The organism is Kitasatospora sp. NPDC088351, from assembly GCF_040685575.1.
GTDB lineage: Bacteria > Actinomycetota > Actinomycetes > Streptomycetales > Streptomycetaceae > Kitasatospora.
This window is the reverse complement of sequence record NZ_JBFBIL010000016.1, coordinates 47,071-62,682: the sequence shown is the minus strand read 5'-3', so window position 1 is coordinate 62,682 and position 15,612 is coordinate 47,071. Positions and strand designations below refer to the sequence as shown.

Genomic DNA, 15,612 nt, shown 5'->3' with positions numbered 1-15,612 from the left:
CGCATGACCGCTGACTGGTCTGCGTGTTAGCTTCCGGCCATGGGATCACGTGGGGTTCGTGGGGCGGCGGCGCAACAGGCGATCGAGGGGCTGCGGGAGCTGGCCGGGGCCGGGCTGACGGCCCCCGAGGTGTTCCGCAGGGCGGACGAACTGCTGCGCGGAGTCATGGAGTTCGACGCGGTCTGCTGGCACACCGCCGACCCGGCGACCGGGCTGGTGAACTCCGTGCTGAGCGACGACCTCAGCCTCGACAGCTTCCAGGACGCCGTCCGCCTGGAGATCTGGTCCGATGACGTCGCCACCTTCCCCAAGATCCGCCGCAGCGGCGTGCGGGCCGAGACACTGAACCGGGTGACGAAGGGGCGACCGGAGCACAGCGTGCGCTACCGCGAGCAGATCGCCCCGGCCGGGTTCGGCGACGAGCTGCGCGCCGTCTTCGACGCGCACGGCGGGATGTGGGGGTGCGCCGCGTTCATGCGGGCCGGGGACCGCGGGCCGTACCTCGGCCACCAGCGCGAGCTCGCCGACATCGCCGCCCGGCACCTGGGGAACGCGCTGCGGGCCAGCCACCTCCCGCCGCCCGGCGACGGGCCGGAGGACGAGTCCTGTCCGGACGGCGGGGCGCCGGTCGTCCTGCTGCTCGGCCCGTCGAACCGGCTGCTCGCGATGTCCGGCCCGGCCGAGGAGTTGCTGGCCGGCCTGGCCGACCCCACACCGTCGGCGCTCGCGGTGCCGACCGCCTTCGCGATCGCCGCCGAGCAGGCCCGCCGGGCGGCGTACGGCCTGCCCGCCCCGCAGCGGAAGATCCGGGTGCAGGCGAGGGACGGCCGCTGGTTCGTGCTGCACGCCTCGGCGCTGCGGGGCGGGACGGCGGGCGAGGTGACGGTGGTGGCCTCCGAGGCCACCCCGGCGGACGTGATGCCGCTCTACCTGTCCGCGTACGGGCTGACGGCACGGGAGCAGGAGGTGGCGCTGCTGCTGGTGCGCGGCTGCGACACCCGGGACGTCTCGCGGCTGCTGACGATGACGCCCTACACGGTGCAGGACCACCTCAAGTCGGTCTTCGCCAAGGCCGGGGTGGCCAGCCGCCGTGAGCTGATCGCCCGGGTCATGCTCGGCGTCGGCCACTGAGGGGCGGCGCACACTGAGGGGCGGCACCGGGCCGGGAGGCGGCCGGCCGCGGGGGCTCCCCGGCGCCGCCCGCCGCCCCGCGGTTCCGCCGGCCGCCGTGCCGGCAAGCTGATTTGACAACCACGCTTGCCGCCTCGGCAAATAGAAGACATGGCCGACGACTTCTCTACCGTCCTCACCACGGTGGGCCCGCGTCTGCGGGCGCTGCGGCGCGAGCGTGGCACCACCCTGGCCAGGCTGAGCGCCGCGACCGGCATTTCCCTCAGCACCCTCTCCCGCCTGGAGTCCGGCCGGCGCAAGCCCACCCTGGAACTGCTGCTGCCGCTGGCCCGGGAGTACCGGGTGCCGCTGGACGAACTGGTGGGCGCCCCGGCCACCGGGGATCCGCGCATCCACGCCCGGCCGTTCACCCGGGGCGGCCAGACCTTCGTCCCGCTCACCCACCACCTCGGCGGGCTGCACGCCTACAAGCAGATCATGCCCCCGGGTTACCGGGCCGGGCCCGAGCTGGAGCCCAAGGTGCACGAGGGTCACGAGTGGGTGTACGTCCTGGCGGGCCGGCTGCGCCTGCTCCTGGGCTCGCGCGATCTCGTCCTGACCGCGGGGGAGGCGGCCGAGTTCGACACCCGGATCCCGCACGCCTTCGGCAACGCCGGGCCGACGCCGGTCGAGTTCCTGAGCCTGTTCGGGCCGCAGGGCGAACGCATCCACGTCCGGGCCCGGCCGGGAACCTCTGGTCGTTAGGTTCGTTGGCTCACAACGGGGGTTCCGCACCGGGCTCCCGACAGGCCGTCCGGAGGGGCCCAGGGATGAGCGTCGAACAGACCACGGAGACCGATCAGGCCGATGAGGCCGGCGGGAAGGGCGCGGCGGGGTCGAAGAAACGGTCCTTCTGGTGGGAGCTGCCGGTCCTGGTGGTCATCGCCCTGCTGCTCTCACTCGGCATCAAGACCTTCTTCGTCCAGGCCTTCTCGATCCCCTCGGGCTCGATGCAGCACACCCTGGAGAAGGGGGACAGGGTGCTGGTCGACAAGTTCACGCCGTGGTTCGGCGCCACCCCGGACCGCGGTGAGGTGGTGGTCTTCCGCGACCCGGGCGGCTGGCTGGAGGGGCCGCCCGAGCAGTCCGGCAACAGCGTCATGCGTGGTGTCCAGACGGTGCTCGGCGTGGTCGGCCTGATGCCGTCGGCGGACGAGAAGGACCTGATCAAGCGGGTGATCGCGGTGGGCGGCGACACCGTCGAGTGCAACAGCGGCAGCCCGGTCAAGGTCAACGGCGTCCCGCTGGACGAGCCGTACATCTACCCGGGCGCCACGCCCTGCGACAACGAGCCGGCCGGCACGGTCAAGGTCCCCAAGGGCCACCTCTGGGTGATGGGCGACCACCGCGACGACTCCCGCGACTCCCGGTACCACACCCGCGAGGCCGGCGGCGGCTTCGTCCCGGTGGACAACGTCATCGGCCGCGCCTTCGTCGTCGCCTGGCCGCTCTCCCACTGGGACACCCTCCCCGTCCCCGACACCTTCGACCAGGCACCGCTGGGCGCACCCGCCCCGCACGACAACCCCCTCGACAGCCCGCCGGCCCCGGAGGCCGCCGCCCTCGCCGCCGCCGTTCCGCTGGCCGTCTGGCAGCGCCGCCGGGCCCGGGCCCGCAGGCGCTGACCGGGCCGGCGGTCCCGGTCCCGGCCGTACCGGCGGGCAACGGGCCGCCCGGGTCCCGGGGTCAGGACGTGGGGATCAGGACGTGAGGAAGTCCAGCAGGTCGGCCTCGAAGGCGGCCCGGTACGCCCCGTGCAGGCCGTGCGACGCGCCGGGGTAGACCTTGAGCACGCTGTCCGGGATCAGCCGGGCGGTCTTCGGGGCGGCGGCCGCGATCGGGACGATCTGGTCGTCGTCCCCGTGCGCGACCAGGGTGGGGATGTCGATGCGCTTGAGGTCCTCGGTGAAGTCGGTCTCGGAGAACTGCCGGACGCAGTCGTACGCCGCCTTCGCGCCGACCTGCATGCTCCAGAGCCAGAACGCCCGGCGGATGCCGTCGGCCCCGGACAGGTCGGCGCCGGGGCGGTTGAAGCCGTAGAAGCTCTCGCTGAGGTCCCAGTAGAACTGCGAGCGGTTGCCGTCCACCCCGGCCCGGATGCCGTCGAGGGCCTCCAGCGGTGTGCCCTCCGGGTTGCCGGGGCCCCGCAGCATCAGCGGCGGGACGGCGCTCAGCAGCAGCGCCTTGGCCACCCGGGAGGTGCCGTGCCGGCCCAGGTAGCGGGCCACCTCGCCGCCGCCCGTGGAGTGGCCGACCAGGGCGGCGTCGCGCAGGTCGAGCCGGTCGATCAGCTGGGCGAGGTCGTCGGCGTAGGTGTCCATGTCGTTGCCGTGCCAGGGCTGGTCGGAGCGCCCGTGGCCGCGCCGGTCGTGGGCGATCGCGCGGTAGCCGCGTTCGGCGACCAGCCGCAGCTGCTCGTCCCAGGCGTCCGCGTTCAGCGGCCAGCCGTGGCTGAAGACGACCGGCCGGCCGCTGCCCCAGTCCTTGTAGAAGATCCGGGTGCCGTCGTCGGTGGTGATGGTGGGCATGGCGCTCCTTCGTGCGATCGGGCCACAGAGGTTGGAGGTGAACAGAGGAGGCAGGGGCGGGGGAGGCACTCAGACGCTAGGCGGGAGGTGGGCGCGGCGCGGCGGGAAGGCGGTGACCGGTCGGCGTGTTGCCCGGAATTCATCCTCCGGACGGGTGGGGGACGGTCGCGGGCCGGATCCGGGCCGGGCCCGGGGGCCGCCTTCCGGGGGTTCTCGCCACGCTGTTCTCTACACGGCTGTAGAGTCTGTCGGGTGAGCTGTACGCCAGGCCTCGCGGCTGCCCTGTCGGGGGAGCCGGTGGCGACATCCGGGTCGGGAGGCGGAACCGTGGAGGAGAGTCGGCGCGGGCCTGTGGACGGCGAGGGACCGGGGGGCGTGGACCTGGGCGTGGACCTGGACGCCGAGCCGGGCGTGGAGCGGGTGTACCAGCCGGTCGAGGTGCACTTCGGTGACGGCACCTGGGCGCTCGGGCGGATCAGCGGGTGGTGGCAGGACGCGGCCGGGCGGCGCTGGTGCCGGCTGCGGGTGGCCCGGAGCGGGCGGCCGGCCCGCTGGGAGCCGTTCGACCCGGCCCGGGTGGTGCTGCTGCCGGCCGGTGGGGTCTGAGACCCACTCCGGTGGACCGGGCGGTTCTTGAACCGTTGCTCAGCGAAGCTTTACCCCAACGGGATTCACAAAATATGACGGTATATGTCATTCTGTGCAGCGCCCCGTGACCCATCGCAGCCGTGTCGGCGTCAGAGGGCCGGGGACCGCCGACATGCCAACTCAGCCACCGGGGACGACGTGAGTTCCGAGATCTACTTCAGCAACAACTACCGTGACCTGTGCGAGCAACACGGTACCGGGGCCGGCTTCCAGTTCGAGTTCTCCTGCTCGCGCTGCTCCGACACCTGGCGTTCGCCGTTCGAGGCGTTCACCACCGGCCAGGTGGCGGGCTGGGTGAGCAAGGGCGTCAGCGCCGCCTGGAACCTCATCGGCGGCAACGCCAACACCATCAGCAACGCCGCCGACGGGCTGGCCGGCGCCAACTGGGGCAGCTCCCGCGATGCCGCCTTCCAGCGGGCCATCGCCAACGCCCAGACCCACTTCAACCGGTGCGCACGGTGCACCAACTACGTCTGCGGCCGCTGCTTCGACCCCGCCCAGGGCCTCTGCCACACCTGCGCCCCGGACACCGCCGCCGAGGCGATGGCGGCCCAGCGGCGCGGCCTCAACGACATGGTCTCCGAGCGGGCCTACACGCAGGGGCAGCAGACCGGCCAGGCCTTCGACGTGCAGACGCCGCGCCAGCTGGTCTGTCCGCAGTGCAGCACCGAGACCCACGGCACGCCGTTCTGCCCGGGCTGCGGCTTCCGCCTGGCCAACCCGAACCAGTGCGGGCAGTGCCAGGCCGCGCTGCCCGAGGGCGCCGCGTTCTGCCCGGGGTGCGGCACCCGCCGCTGACCAGGACCGTCGCGCGCCCCGGGACCACCGTCGCCCCGGGGCGCGCGACGCTCTCCGCCGGCCCTGTGCGGGCCGGCGGCGCCGTCAGCCGTACGAGAGGTTGGCGCAGGGGTCGTCGTCGGCCGAGCGGGCCGCGTCGCGGACGCTGGTGGGCAGCGGGCCCGGGGCCGGCGGCAGCGGGCCGGAGGGCGCGGCGGTGGCGGTGGCGGCGTAGTCGTGGCCCAGCACCACGCTGACGCCCGCCTTGGCGCCCGGCTGGACCCCGGCGCCGGGGAAGAGCTTCGCCACGGCCTCCGCCGAGGTCCGCTCGCCGGGCCCGTAGTCGACCACGGTGGTGGCGCGTTGACGGTTCGGCGCGTTGCCGACGGCCGTCACGGTGAACCCGGCCGCCTTCAGGGACTCCGCAGCCCGGCCGCCGAGGCCGGTGGCCGAAGTGCCGTTCAGCACGGTCACCTTGACGTCTGTGCCGGCCGCCGGGGGCTCGGGAGCGGGGGAGGCCGTGGGGGAGGGCGAGGGGTCCTCGGACGCCGCCGCGCTCGGCGCGCTCGCGTCCTGGCCGTCCAGCGTGCGGTCGGCCCGGAGCGCCGCCCAGAGCTGGTCGACGTCCGGGTGGACCAGCGCGACCCGGGGGCCCTCGTAACGCCAGGGCGCGGTGACGAACTTGACGTCGTGCAGGTCGATGTCCTTCAGCGACATGGCGAAGGAGAGCAGCTTGGCGGCGGAGCCGAGGTCCTGGTCGACGGTCAGCGACCGGGTGGCGGCGTCGGCGACCGGCAGCAGGGTGGTCGGGTCCATGCCCTTGGCCTTGATCTCCTTGATCAGCGCGGAGAGGAAGGCCTGTTGGCGCTTGGTGCGGCCGATGTCCGAGCCGTCGCCGATGCCGTGCCGCAGCCGGACGTAGTCCAGCGCGGACTGGCCCTGAACCCTCTGCAGGCCCTTGGGGTAGAGCAGTTTGCCCTTCCGGCCGAGGTTGGGGTTGAGGTCGCCCTCGCGGATCTCGTTCGGCAGGCAGACCTCCACCCCGCCGACGGCCTTGGTCATCGCGGCGAAGCCCTCGAAGTTGACCACGATGGTGTGGTCGACCCGCATGTTGGTCAGCTTCTCCACGGCGTTCTGGGCGCAGGCCGGGTTGCCCTGTTCGGTGTCGCCCACTGCGAAGGCGCTGTTGAACATGACATTGTTCTGCTCCTTGGTCCACTTCCCGTTCGGCAGCTTGCAGGGCGGGATGGTGACCAGCGAGTCCCGCGGGATGGAGACCCCCGCCGCGTGCTTGTGGTCGGCGTAGACGTGCAGCAGGATCGCCGTGTCCGAACGGGCCCCGCCCTCCTGGCCGCCCCCCAGGTCGCTGTTGTTGCCGCCGCGGCTGTCCGAACCGATCAGCAGGATGTTGACCGGCACATGGCCCTGCGCGTCGGGCTTGGCCGCCTCCGGGCGGTCCTTGCTGACGGCGTCTCCGTCGAAGGTGGCTATGTTCCCGTTCAGCCGGTAGTAGACGGCGCCGCCGGCCAGTACCAGCAGGGCGGTGCAGCCGGCGGTCACCCAGAGCACCTTCTGCTTGCGGCTGCGCCGGGGACGGGCGCGTCGGCCGCCCGACCGGCTCCTCGACGCCCCGGCGCCGCCGGGACCCCTGCGACCTGACATGTCGTCACCCTCCACAGTTGCCACGAGATCCCCGTCGGTGTGCTGGGCGCCCGCGCGCGGACCCCGGGTACCGTGGGCGGGTCCGCCGCCGGTAAACTTTTACACCGCTGTAGAACTTCAGTGGAGCATACTAGGCGCCGATGAGGAAACCCGCAGGTCAGCCCAGGGGGGTCTGGACGGCCGGGCCCATCGGTGCCGTACCCGGACCGGAACCAAGGAGCACGATGACTCACCGGATCGCACGTTCGATAGCCGGCGCCCTGGTGGCCCTGCTGGCCACCGCAGGCCTGACCGCGGCGGCGTCGAGCGCGACGGCGGTGGCCGCACCCCGACCCGCGGCCGTGGCGGCCGGCGCCGTCCAGCCGCAGGGCGTCCAGGGCGTCCAGGGCATGGAGGGGGCCGAGGGCGGACAGACCGTCCAGGTCCCCCGGGCCGCCGAGGACCGCGCGGCGGCTCCGGCGAGCCGGCTGGCGGCGGAGAAGGAGAAGAAGAAGGGCTTCTTCGCCAAGCTCGGCAAGTTCCTGCTGATCGTGGTGATCCTGATCATTCTCTTCTTCGTGCTGCTGATCGTCGGGATCGTCTACGCCGCCAAGCGGGTCTTCGGGCGCCGCCGCTGAGACCCGCCGGGCCCCTCGGCACGCGCCGTCGGGCCCGGCGGCCGTCCAGGGCCGATCGACCGGGACTGGCTCTGGGAGGGTCTGGCGCTACGCCATCGAACCCGGCGCCGCGGCCGACCCGTTCGCCGCCTGGCTGACGCTGCGCGGCCTGCAGACGCCGGCCCTGCGGGTGCGCAGGCGCTGCGACACCGCGCTCGACCCGGCCGTCCGGCCGCGCACCCGGCCGTCACCGCCGTCCACTACCCGGGCCTGCCCGCCCACCCGGACCACGAGCGCGCCCGCCGACTGCTCCCGGACGGCCACGGCGGCGTGCTCGCGTTCGACCTCGCGGGCGGACGGGAGGCGGCCCGGACCTTCACCGAGTCCGTCCGGCCGGCCTCCCTCGCACCCTCGCCCGGCGGGGCGCACACCCTGGTGCTGCATCCGGCCGGCACCTCGCACCGGCAGCTGGACGACACGGAGCCGGCCGCCGCCGGCATCGGCGCCGGGACGGTCCGCCTCTCGGTGGGCACCGAGCACCCGGAGGACCTCTGGGCGGACCTGGAACAGGCGCTCGCCGAGCTCTGGGCGGACGGCGGACGGCGGACGGCGGGCGAGCGGACGGCCCGGACCGGCGCGGCGCCGGGCGGACCGACGAGCGCCGGGCGGGCGGGCCCGCGCCTTCGTCGCGGCCAAGCCGGCGGACCTCGACAGTTCCGCGGTGCGGTCCCTCACCGGAGGCCGGGTGGGCTGACCGGTCCCGGGGCCGGATCCGGGCCGATGGGCGGGTTGACAACCGGTCATACTGGGCGGCGGTGCCTGAGCCCAGGCCCGCCACCGCCCCGGTACCGCGCCGGTCCGCGGGGTACGCCGAGACCGGAGGACCTGATGAGCCGCCACCTGCCGACCCACCTCCCGGCGGCCGGAGCGCCGGTGCAGCCGTGGAACCGGCAGCGGCTGCGCAGCAACAACGAGTGGCTGCTGCTCGAACTGCTGCGCACCGGCGGCTCGTCCTCGCGGGCCCAGCTCGCCCGCGACACCGGGCTCTCCAAGCCCACCGTCTCCGCCGCGCTGGCCGCGCTGGAACAGGCCGGACTGGCCCGCGAGGCCGGGCGGTCCGTCCCCGAGCGCGGCCGCACGGCGGTGCTGTACGAGGCCGACCCGACGGCCGGCCATGTGCTCGGCGTGGACATCGGCCGGGCCCGGCTGCGGGTGGCGGTGGCCGACCTGGCCGGGCGGATCGTCGCCCGGCGGGACGTGCCCAACCGGGGGCGGACGGCCGACGCGGTGGCCGACGCGGTGGTGGCGGCGGCCCGGGAGACCATCGCGGAGGCGGGGCTGACGGCCGGCGGCATCGTCCACTCGGTGATCGGCAGCCCGGGCGTCTGGGACGAGCGGCGCCGCGGCGTCCGCTACGCCACCAACCTGCCGGGCTGGGGCAGACCGGGCCTGTTCGACCGGATCGCGGACGGGCTGGAGACCGCGATCACCGTCGCCAACGACGCCAACCTCGCCGCGCTGGGCGAGTTCGCCCTCGGCGCCGGGCAGGGCAGCCGGGTGTTCGCCTATCTGCTGGTCGGCACCGGCCTCGGCGTCGGCGTGGTGAAGGACGGCGAACTGCTCGCCGGCGCGCACGGAGCCGCGGGCGAGGTGGGGCTGCTGCCGCTGCCCGGCCGGCCCGCCGGGGAGCCGGCCGGGACGATCGAGCAGGTGGCCGGGGCGGACGCGGTGGTGCGCACCGCGCTCGGCCTCGGCATGCCGGGCCCGCTGACGGCCAAGCAGGTCTTCGACGCGGCCCGGTCCGGTGACCCGCTCGCGGCCGGGGCCGTCCAGCAGGAGGCGGAGCAACTCGCCTACGCCGTCGCGGTGCTGACGGCGGTGCTGGATCCGGATCTGGTGGTGCTCGGCGGTGGCGTCGGCGGCAGCGCGGATCTGCTGCTGGAGCCGCTGGAGCGGGCGCTGCACCGGCTCTCCCCGCTGCGGACCAGGCTCGCCCCGAGCCTGCTGGGGGAGGAGGCGGTCCTGCTCGGCGCCGTCTCGACGGCGCTGGAGATCGCCCGGCCGGAGGTGTTCGGCCGCCGTTCGGGCGCGACGGCCCAAGGCCTGTCCGGCAGTTGATCCCGTGGCCGGCCCCGCCGAGGACGTCCGGACCTGGAGCCACCCGGCCACGCCCGGCCCCGCCTGCTCGGCCGCCGTGGACCGGACGATCGGCCGGCTCTCCGTCACCGACGGTCCCTGCACCGGTGTGAGCTTCAGTACCGCGGACACCGGCAAGGTCTGGTCCGAGGGCACCGCCCACCCGCTCGCCGCGAGTGGCGGGAACCTGTTCCGGCTGTAGCCGGCCGGGCCGCGCTCAGAGGACGGCTTCGGCGATCCCGGCCACCAGGCCGACCGCGATGCCCAGCAGCGGTACGCCCAGCAGTCCCGCGAAGCCGGCCGCGACGTAGCCGCTGCCGTCCTGGAGTTTCCCGTGCCGGGCACAGGAGAGGAACCACGTGGCCGGTACGGTGCCGAGCACCATGATCAGTCCAGCGACGACGCCGTACCGCAGGGCCGGCGTCGACGACGGCTCGTAGGCGACGCCGTGGGACAGCCGGACTGTCAGGCGGGTGCCCGCCCGGTGGTCGCGGGGTACGCCGCGTACCACGATCGGACGGGCCCCGGCCGCCGTCCCGCCGGCCGGGGTGTACTGGCCCCGGCAGTCGCGGCCGGCGCTGTTGCCCTCGTCGTCGGACACGTCGTAGCACTTCTCCACCAGCACGACGCCGCTCGGCGGACCGAGGCCCACGGCCGCGCCCACCCGTTCGGCAGCCAGTACCCAGGCCAGCCACCCCGCCCCGGCCAGAAGGCCGATCGCCGCCAGTACCGCCGCCGCTCGCGCCGACGGACGCCACATGCGGACCTCCCCTCCCCTGCGGGCCCCGCACCCGGAACTGCCATCATGCTGGGTGCGTCGCTGTCGTTCCACCCTCGTGCCGGGGTCGGGACCGGGGCAGGGGCGGTTCAGGGGCGCGGCCAGGGGTGTCCGCCCAGGCGTTCGATGCCGGTGTTGAAGCGCCTCAGGTAGCCGGCGAAGGCGGCGATGTCGTCGTCCGTCCAGTCGGCCATCACCCGCTCCAGGCTGTCGATGGTGCCGGCGCGCTCCTGGTCGAGCAGCCGCACGCCCCGGCCGGTGATGCGGAACTTCCTGGCCATCCCGCCCTCGGGGTCGGGGATGCGCTCCACGAGCCCGGCCCGCATCGCGGCGGTGGTCTGCCGGTTGAGGGTGGAGGCGTCGAGGTCGAAGGCGTCGCTCAGCTCTCCGATCGACATCGGCCCCTGGACGCGGATGCGACTGAGCAGGATGTAGGCGCTGCGTTCGAGCAGGCTGTCCTTGCGGCGGGCGCCGGCGCTGCCCTGGAGGCCGTGACGGCTCAGGAGCATCTGCTCGTACTCGACCTCGTGCGTGGGTCTGACCATGTTCCTGCCACCTCCTGGCCGACGGCCGCCGCGGTCCGCGGCCGGCCGGCTCCGTCCGCGTCCCTCCGGACAGCATTATGCATCCACCATAGAATGTGCATGATGCACTAGACATGTATGATGCACTTCTTGTCCGACAGACTGTTCCGGAGCTTCCCCATGGACACCTCTCAACGATCCGCGCATCCGAGCGGCGTCGTCGCCACCCTGGCCTTCGCCGGCACGGTGGCCGCGGTCATGCAGACGCTGGTCACCCCGCTCATCGCGGAACTGCCGCAGATTCTGCACACCACGCCCTCGAACGCGGCCTGGGTGATCACCGTCACCCTGCTCGTCTCGGCCGTCTGCGTGCCGGTCTCCGGACGCCTCGGCGACATGGTGGGCAAGCGCCGGATGCTGCTCGTCTGCTCGGTGCCCCTGGTCGCCGGCTCGGTGGTGTGCGCGCTGGCCTCCTCCGTCGTGCCCATGATCGTCGGGCGTGGGCTGCAGGGGATGGGCATGGGCATGGTGCCACTGGGCATCGCCCTGCTGCGTGACGTCGTCCCGGCGGAGAAGCTCAGCTCCTCGATCGCCCTGGTCAGCGCCTCCATGGGGATCGGCGGTGGTCTCGGCCTGCCGATCGCCGCGGCGGTCGCCCAGTACGCGGACTGGCGGGTGCTGTTCTGGGGTGCGGCCGTCCTGGCCCTGGTGGTCTCCGCCCTGATCTGGTTCCTGGTGCCGGACGTGCCGGCCACCGCCAGGGGTCAGCGATTCGACCTGCCCGGCGCGCTCGGCCTGGGCGTCGGCCTGGTCTGCCTGCTGCTCGCCGTCTCCAAGGGCGCCGACTGGGGCTGGGCCTCCGGCACGACGATCGGCCTGTTCACCGCCGCCGTCGTCGTGCTGGCGGGCTGGGGCTTCTGGGAGGTGCGCACCAAGGACCCGCTGGTCGACCTGCGCACCACTGCCCGCCCCCGGGTGCTGTTCACCAACCTCGCCTCCGTCTTCGTCGGCTTCGGCATGTACGCCAGCATGCTGATCGTCCCCCAGCTGCTCCAGTTCCCGAAGGCCACCGGCTACGGGCTGGGCCAGTCGATGCTCGCCGCCGGCCTGTGGATGGCCCCGGGCGGCATCATGATGATGATCGTCTCCCCCTTCGGCGGGAAGCTCACCAACGCCCGCGGCCCGAAGTTCACGCTCATCAGTGGCGTCCTGGTGATCGCCGCCGGCTACGGCCTGTCGCTGGCGCTGATGGGTTCGGCCTGGGGGCTCATGCTGGTCACCATGGTCACCAGCAGCGGTGTGGGCCTCGCCTACGGGGCGATGCCCGCCCTGATCATGAGCTCGATCCCGCCCGCGGAGACCGCCGCCGCCAACGGCTTCAACACGCTCATGCGCTCGCTCGGCACCTCCATCGGCGCGGCCGTGATCGGCACGGTCCTCTCCCAGATGACCACCACGATGGGCGGCCACGCCTTCGCCTCCGAGAGCGGCTTCCGAACCGGCCTGCTCATCGGCCTCGGGGTCGCGCTGATCGCCGCGGCGATCGCGGCGGTCATCCCGGCGGTGCGCGGCGCGGCCGGGAGCGAGCGGGACGCCCCGTCCCCCGAGCGCGAGGCGGTCGCGGCCGAGGGCTGACCGGACCGGCCCACGCGGGGGAGAGCCGAGTGAACCGGCCCCGCGCGGGCGAGCGGCCGGTCCGGGGCGCCGCCGCCCGGGCCCGGCCGCCGCGGCTCAGAACACCGACCACCCGGTGGCCGTGGTGAACGCGTCCAGCGCGGCCACCGCCCCGACGGAGTTCCCGGCCGGATCCAGCGCGGGGCCCCAGGCGCAGAGGGCGCCCCGGCCCGGCACCACCGCGAGGATGCCGCCGCCCACGCCGCTCTTGCCGGGCAGCCCGACCCGGTACGCGAACTGGCCGGCCGCGTCGTAGGTGCCGCAGGTGAGCAGCACGGCGTTGATGCGCTTGGCCTCGCTGCGGCTCAGCAGCCGGGAGCCGTCGGCGCGCAGGCCGTGCCGGGCGAGGAAGAGCCCGGCCAGGGCCAGGTCCCGGCAGCTCGCGGTGAGGGCGCAGTGGTCGTAGTAGTGCTGGAGCACCGTGTCGACGGGGTTCTCCAGGTTGCCGTAACTGGCGATGAAGTGGGCGAGCGCGGCGTTGCGGTGGCCGTGCGCGGCCTCCGAGGCCGCGACCACCGAGTCGCTGTCGAGCAGCGGGTTGCCGGACTCGGCGCGCAGGAAGTCCCGGACGGCCGCGCGGGCGTCGCCGGTCAGGCTGTGCAGGCGGTCGGTGACCACGATGGCGCCCGCGTTGATGAACGGATTGCGCGGGATGCCGTGCTCGGTCTCCAGCTGGATCAGCGAGTTGAAGGGGCTGCCGGAGGGCTCGCGGCCGACCCGTTGCCAGAGGCCGTCGCCGCCGGCGGCCAGGGAGAGGCAGAGGGTGAAGAGCTTGGAGATGCTCTGGACGGAGAACGGCTGCTCCCAGTCCCCGACGCCGTACACGGCGCCGTCGACGGTGGCCAGCGCCAGTCCGAAGGCGTTCGGGTCGGCGGCGGCGAGCGCCGGAATGTAGTCGGCGACCCGTCCGGCGGTGAGTACCGGGCGGGCCGCTTCCATGGCCTGGGTCAGCTGGTCCTGGAGATCCACCGGGCCATTGTGCACATGCGTGCACCTTCGTGCGGACCGCCGTGACGGTGCCGTCCTGCGGAGGCGGGCACGGTCACGGCGCCGGTGTTCGCCTCCTCGGGGCAGGGCCGCGCCGTGGACGGGGAGTTCACTGCCGGTCGGTGCCGCTGGGGTCGTGCAGGCGGCGGACGACGATGTCCCGGCCCGCGGGTGCGCCCGCGGTCACCGCCTCGGCGTGGTCGCGGGCCGCCTGCCTCAGCGCGTCGGCCGCGGCCCGCGCGGCCGGGGCGCCGGGGGCGTGCCCGGTGCGGTGGAGCACCCGGGTGATCAGGCTGCCGGTGACGGGCAGGCCGGTCACCTTCGCCCGGTCCAGCAGAGCCGCGTGGTAGGCGGGCATGATCAGGGCACCGGCCTGCCCGGCCAGCAGCGCGGCGAGGGCGGTCGGGTGCTCGGCGACGTGCTCCACCGACGGCACCACGCCGTGCGCGGCCGCGAACCGGGCGAAGGCCCGGGCGCGGGCGGACTGTTCGGGGGCGCCGATCCACGGACGGCCGGAGAGTTCGGCGGGGTGGCCCGGCAGGTCCCAGCCGTCCGGGACGACCACCCGGTACTCGTCCTCGCTCAGCACCCACGCCCGTACGGCGGGCGGCAGTGGCACGGCGGTGTCCCGGTCGTCGGTGATGACCAGGACGTCCAGCCCGCCCAGGCGCAGGCGTTGCAGGCCGTCCGGCAGACCGGTCTCCACGAATCTCGGCCGCACCTGCGGATGCCACCGGGCGAGCAGCCGCTGCGCCCGGGCCGCGAGCCGCTCGATCACCCAGGAACTCGCGCCGATCGCCACCGGGCCCTGCGTGACGCTCCCGTCGGCGGAGCTCAACTGCTCGACGGCGGAAGCGAGTTCCCGGCTGATCCGGTCGCCGGTGGCGGCCAGCAGTCGGCCGGTCGCGGTGAGTTCCAGCCGGCCGCCGGACCGGTCGACCAGCGGCAGGCCCACCTCCCGCTCCAGGCTGGCCAGTTGCTGCGACACCGCCGACCGCGTGTGGCCGAGCGCCCGCGCCGCCGGGGCCAGACCGCCGTGGCGGGCGATGGCGTCCAGGACCAGCAGCCGCCGGGGGTCGAGGTCCATGGGGCGGGCTCCTCCTCGGTTCCTCCGGGTCGTTCGGCGGCCCATCCTGCCACGCGTCGGGCCGCAGGGTGCCAGTCCTGCTGTCGCCCGGGTTCAGCGCCGCTGTCGGGCGGGGCTGTCAGGTGGCCGACGGGATGTCACACTGGCCGCCACTCACCGGACTTCGGCGGCGCGCCCCGGCAGACGTGTGCCCGCGGCCGGGCACGTCCCGTTCACGCCCACCAGGAGGCAGCGCATGGTCCGTTCGATTTCGACAGCGGGGCGGCCCGGCCCGGCGCCGGCCGGACGGCGCCCGCCCAGGTCAGGCCGCGTGCCGGCGGCGGCGTGCGCGCTGGCGGCGCTCTTCCTGGTCGCGGCCTGCGGTTCGTCCGGCAGCTTCCCCGGTGAGGCGGCGGGCGGGCCGGCCGCGCAGAACGGCGGCGCCTCGCAGAGCGGCGGCGCAGCCGCACCGGATGCGCCGGCCACGCGGAACGGTGCCGGTGCACAGAACGGCGCCGCCCCGCCGGCCGGGGGCGGCGGGGCGGTGTACGTGCTGAGCGCTCCGCCGGTCGCGGCCGGCTACCGGCAGGGTCAGCCCCCGGCCGACCTGATCCAGAAGGTCGACTCCGATGCCCAGCTGTACGCCAAGCGCCTGGGCGTGACCGGCACACCGGTCCACGGCTACTACGACGACCGGGCCCAGGGCGCGTGGATCTTCTACTCGGGCGTCACCGGCAGCGGCTTCGACCCCGACCGTCTGCACGACGCGCTCAACCAGCCCCCGGCCACCAGGAACGACGGCGCCGGGGACCGGATCAGCACCAACGCCGTGGACACCGACCCCGGCCCGCACGGCGGGCGGGCGATCTGCAACACCGTGCTGGTCCAGAACGCCATGCTCACCACGGCCGTCACCACCTGCTCCTGGTTCACCGCCACCACGGCCGCGGGCGTCAGCCTCATCATCAAGGGTGACGGCACCAGCACCAAGGTCGGCTTCACCGCCGCCGACGTCGCCCCGGTCATGCGGGCCATCCGCGCGGACGTCGAGCACCCGCGCTGAACC

General features: G+C 74.3%; 16 protein-coding genes and 1 pseudogene. 11 read left to right on the top strand and 6 right to left on the bottom strand.

From position 1 onward, the window contains the following. Positions 1 to 39: 39 nt before the first annotated feature. The 3 genes from AB0P06_RS14715 (at position 40) to lepB (ending at position 2,795) form a co-directional block, all read left to right on the top strand. Positions 40 to 1,131, top strand: a complete 1,092-nt coding sequence (locus tag AB0P06_RS14715) for a helix-turn-helix transcriptional regulator (protein ID WP_363607628.1) — start codon at positions 40 to 42, stop codon at positions 1,129 to 1,131. Positions 1,132 to 1,281: 150 nt separating this feature from the next. Beyond that, on the top strand, positions 1,282 to 1,875 hold the full coding sequence (locus AB0P06_RS14710) for a helix-turn-helix transcriptional regulator (RefSeq protein ID WP_363607627.1): 594 nt from the start codon (positions 1,282 to 1,284) through the stop codon (positions 1,873 to 1,875). Positions 1,876 to 1,940: 65 nt separating this feature from the next. After that, entirely contained in the window at positions 1,941 to 2,795 is an 855-nt protein-coding gene (lepB, locus tag AB0P06_RS14705; RefSeq protein WP_363607626.1) for a signal peptidase I, read from the top strand. A gap of 75 nt (positions 2,796 to 2,870) precedes the next feature. On the opposite strand, the gene AB0P06_RS14700 is transcribed toward lepB, so the two are convergent. Beyond that, positions 2,871 to 3,698 carry an alpha/beta hydrolase gene (locus AB0P06_RS14700; protein ID WP_363607625.1) on the bottom strand — a complete coding sequence of 276 codons (828 nt, stop codon included), beginning with the start codon at positions 3,696 to 3,698 and terminating at the stop codon, positions 2,871 to 2,873. 375 nt (positions 3,699 to 4,073) lie between these two features. On the opposite strand from AB0P06_RS14700, the gene AB0P06_RS14695 reads away from it, so the two are divergent. Next, positions 4,074 to 4,304, top strand: coding sequence for a hypothetical protein (locus AB0P06_RS14695; protein ID WP_363607624.1), 231 nt, complete (start codon positions 4,074 to 4,076; stop codon positions 4,302 to 4,304). A gap of 180 nt (positions 4,305 to 4,484) precedes the next feature. After that, a complete protein-coding gene (locus tag AB0P06_RS14690; protein ID WP_363607623.1) occupies positions 4,485 to 5,144 on the top strand; it encodes a zinc ribbon domain-containing protein in 660 nt (219 codons plus the stop codon). Positions 5,145 to 5,228: 84 nt separating this feature from the next. Here AB0P06_RS14690 and AB0P06_RS14685 read toward each other — a convergent pair whose 3' ends face one another. After that, positions 5,229 to 6,785, bottom strand: coding sequence for an LCP family protein (locus AB0P06_RS14685; protein WP_363607622.1), 1,557 nt, complete (start codon positions 6,783 to 6,785; stop codon positions 5,229 to 5,231). A 224-nt stretch (positions 6,786 to 7,009) separates the two neighbouring features. Between AB0P06_RS14685 and AB0P06_RS14680 the strand changes: the two genes are divergently transcribed. From AB0P06_RS14680 to AB0P06_RS14665, 4 genes and pseudogenes are all read left to right on the top strand, one after another. Then, a complete protein-coding gene (locus tag AB0P06_RS14680; protein WP_363607621.1) occupies positions 7,010 to 7,402 on the top strand; it encodes a hypothetical protein in 393 nt (130 codons plus the stop codon). Between the two features lie 54 nt (positions 7,403 to 7,456). Then, positions 7,457 to 7,897: pseudogene (locus AB0P06_RS14675) on the top strand (PLP-dependent transferase); the annotation flags it as partial. A gap of 372 nt (positions 7,898 to 8,269) precedes the next feature. Then, entirely contained in the window at positions 8,270 to 9,499 is a 1,230-nt protein-coding gene (locus AB0P06_RS14670; protein ID WP_363607620.1) for an ROK family transcriptional regulator, read from the top strand. Between the two features lie 4 nt (positions 9,500 to 9,503). Then, entirely contained in the window at positions 9,504 to 9,719 is a 216-nt protein-coding gene (locus AB0P06_RS14665; RefSeq protein WP_363607619.1) for a hypothetical protein, read from the top strand. 15 nt (positions 9,720 to 9,734) lie between these two features. Here AB0P06_RS14665 and AB0P06_RS14660 read toward each other — a convergent pair whose 3' ends face one another. Both AB0P06_RS14660 and AB0P06_RS14655 read right to left on the bottom strand, forming a co-directional pair. Beyond that, entirely contained in the window at positions 9,735 to 10,277 is a 543-nt protein-coding gene (locus AB0P06_RS14660; protein WP_363607618.1) for a hypothetical protein, read from the bottom strand. 107 nt (positions 10,278 to 10,384) lie between these two features. Beyond that, the gene (locus tag AB0P06_RS14655) at positions 10,385 to 10,840 is read right to left on the bottom strand and encodes a MarR family transcriptional regulator (RefSeq protein WP_363607617.1); all 456 of its coding nucleotides are present in this window, start codon (positions 10,838 to 10,840) and stop codon (positions 10,385 to 10,387) included. A 159-nt stretch (positions 10,841 to 10,999) separates the two neighbouring features. Here AB0P06_RS14655 and AB0P06_RS14650 point away from each other — a divergent pair, with 159 nt between their 5' ends. Then, entirely contained in the window at positions 11,000 to 12,454 is a 1,455-nt protein-coding gene (locus AB0P06_RS14650) for an MFS transporter (RefSeq protein WP_363607685.1), read from the top strand. Positions 12,455 to 12,550: 96 nt separating this feature from the next. Here AB0P06_RS14650 and AB0P06_RS14645 read toward each other — a convergent pair whose 3' ends face one another. Together AB0P06_RS14645 and AB0P06_RS14640 are read right to left on the bottom strand one after the other, a co-directional pair. Beyond that, a complete protein-coding gene (locus AB0P06_RS14645; RefSeq protein WP_363607616.1) occupies positions 12,551 to 13,462 on the bottom strand; it encodes a glutaminase in 912 nt (303 codons plus the stop codon). 127 nt (positions 13,463 to 13,589) lie between these two features. Then, a complete protein-coding gene (locus AB0P06_RS14640; RefSeq protein WP_363607615.1) occupies positions 13,590 to 14,567 on the bottom strand; it encodes a LysR family transcriptional regulator in 978 nt (325 codons plus the stop codon). 310 nt (positions 14,568 to 14,877) lie between these two features. Here AB0P06_RS14640 and AB0P06_RS14635 point away from each other — a divergent pair, with 310 nt between their 5' ends. Then, complete coding sequence (locus AB0P06_RS14635) at positions 14,878 to 15,609, top strand: hypothetical protein (protein WP_363607614.1); 732 nt, start codon at positions 14,878 to 14,880, stop codon at positions 15,607 to 15,609. Positions 15,610 to 15,612 lie beyond the last annotated feature (3 nt).

Excerpts from the sequence above, each read along its gene's own strand:
- AB0P06_RS14680 (WP_363607621.1), top strand. The coding sequence starts at position 7,010 with ATGACTCACCGGATCGCACGTTCGATAGCCGGCGCCCTGGTGGCCCTG.
- AB0P06_RS14700 (WP_363607625.1), bottom strand. The coding sequence starts at position 3,698 with ATGCCCACCATCACCACCGACGACGGCACCCGGATCTTCTACAAGGAC.
- AB0P06_RS14660 (WP_363607618.1), bottom strand. The coding sequence starts at position 10,277 with ATGTGGCGTCCGTCGGCGCGAGCGGCGGCGGTACTGGCGGCGATCGGC.
- AB0P06_RS14655 (WP_363607617.1), bottom strand. The coding sequence starts at position 10,840 with ATGGTCAGACCCACGCACGAGGTCGAGTACGAGCAGATGCTCCTGAGC.
- lepB (WP_363607626.1), top strand. The coding sequence starts at position 1,941 with ATGAGCGTCGAACAGACCACGGAGACCGATCAGGCCGATGAGGCCGGC.
- AB0P06_RS14670 (WP_363607620.1), top strand. The coding sequence starts at position 8,270 with ATGAGCCGCCACCTGCCGACCCACCTCCCGGCGGCCGGAGCGCCGGTG.
- AB0P06_RS14640 (WP_363607615.1), bottom strand. The coding sequence starts at position 14,567 with ATGGACCTCGACCCCCGGCGGCTGCTGGTCCTGGACGCCATCGCCCGC.
- AB0P06_RS14650 (WP_363607685.1), top strand. The coding sequence starts at position 11,000 with ATGGACACCTCTCAACGATCCGCGCATCCGAGCGGCGTCGTCGCCACC.
- AB0P06_RS14685 (WP_363607622.1), bottom strand. The coding sequence starts at position 6,785 with ATGTCAGGTCGCAGGGGTCCCGGCGGCGCCGGGGCGTCGAGGAGCCGG.
- AB0P06_RS14715 (WP_363607628.1), top strand. The coding sequence starts at position 40 with ATGGGATCACGTGGGGTTCGTGGGGCGGCGGCGCAACAGGCGATCGAG.
- AB0P06_RS14710 (WP_363607627.1), top strand. The coding sequence starts at position 1,282 with ATGGCCGACGACTTCTCTACCGTCCTCACCACGGTGGGCCCGCGTCTG.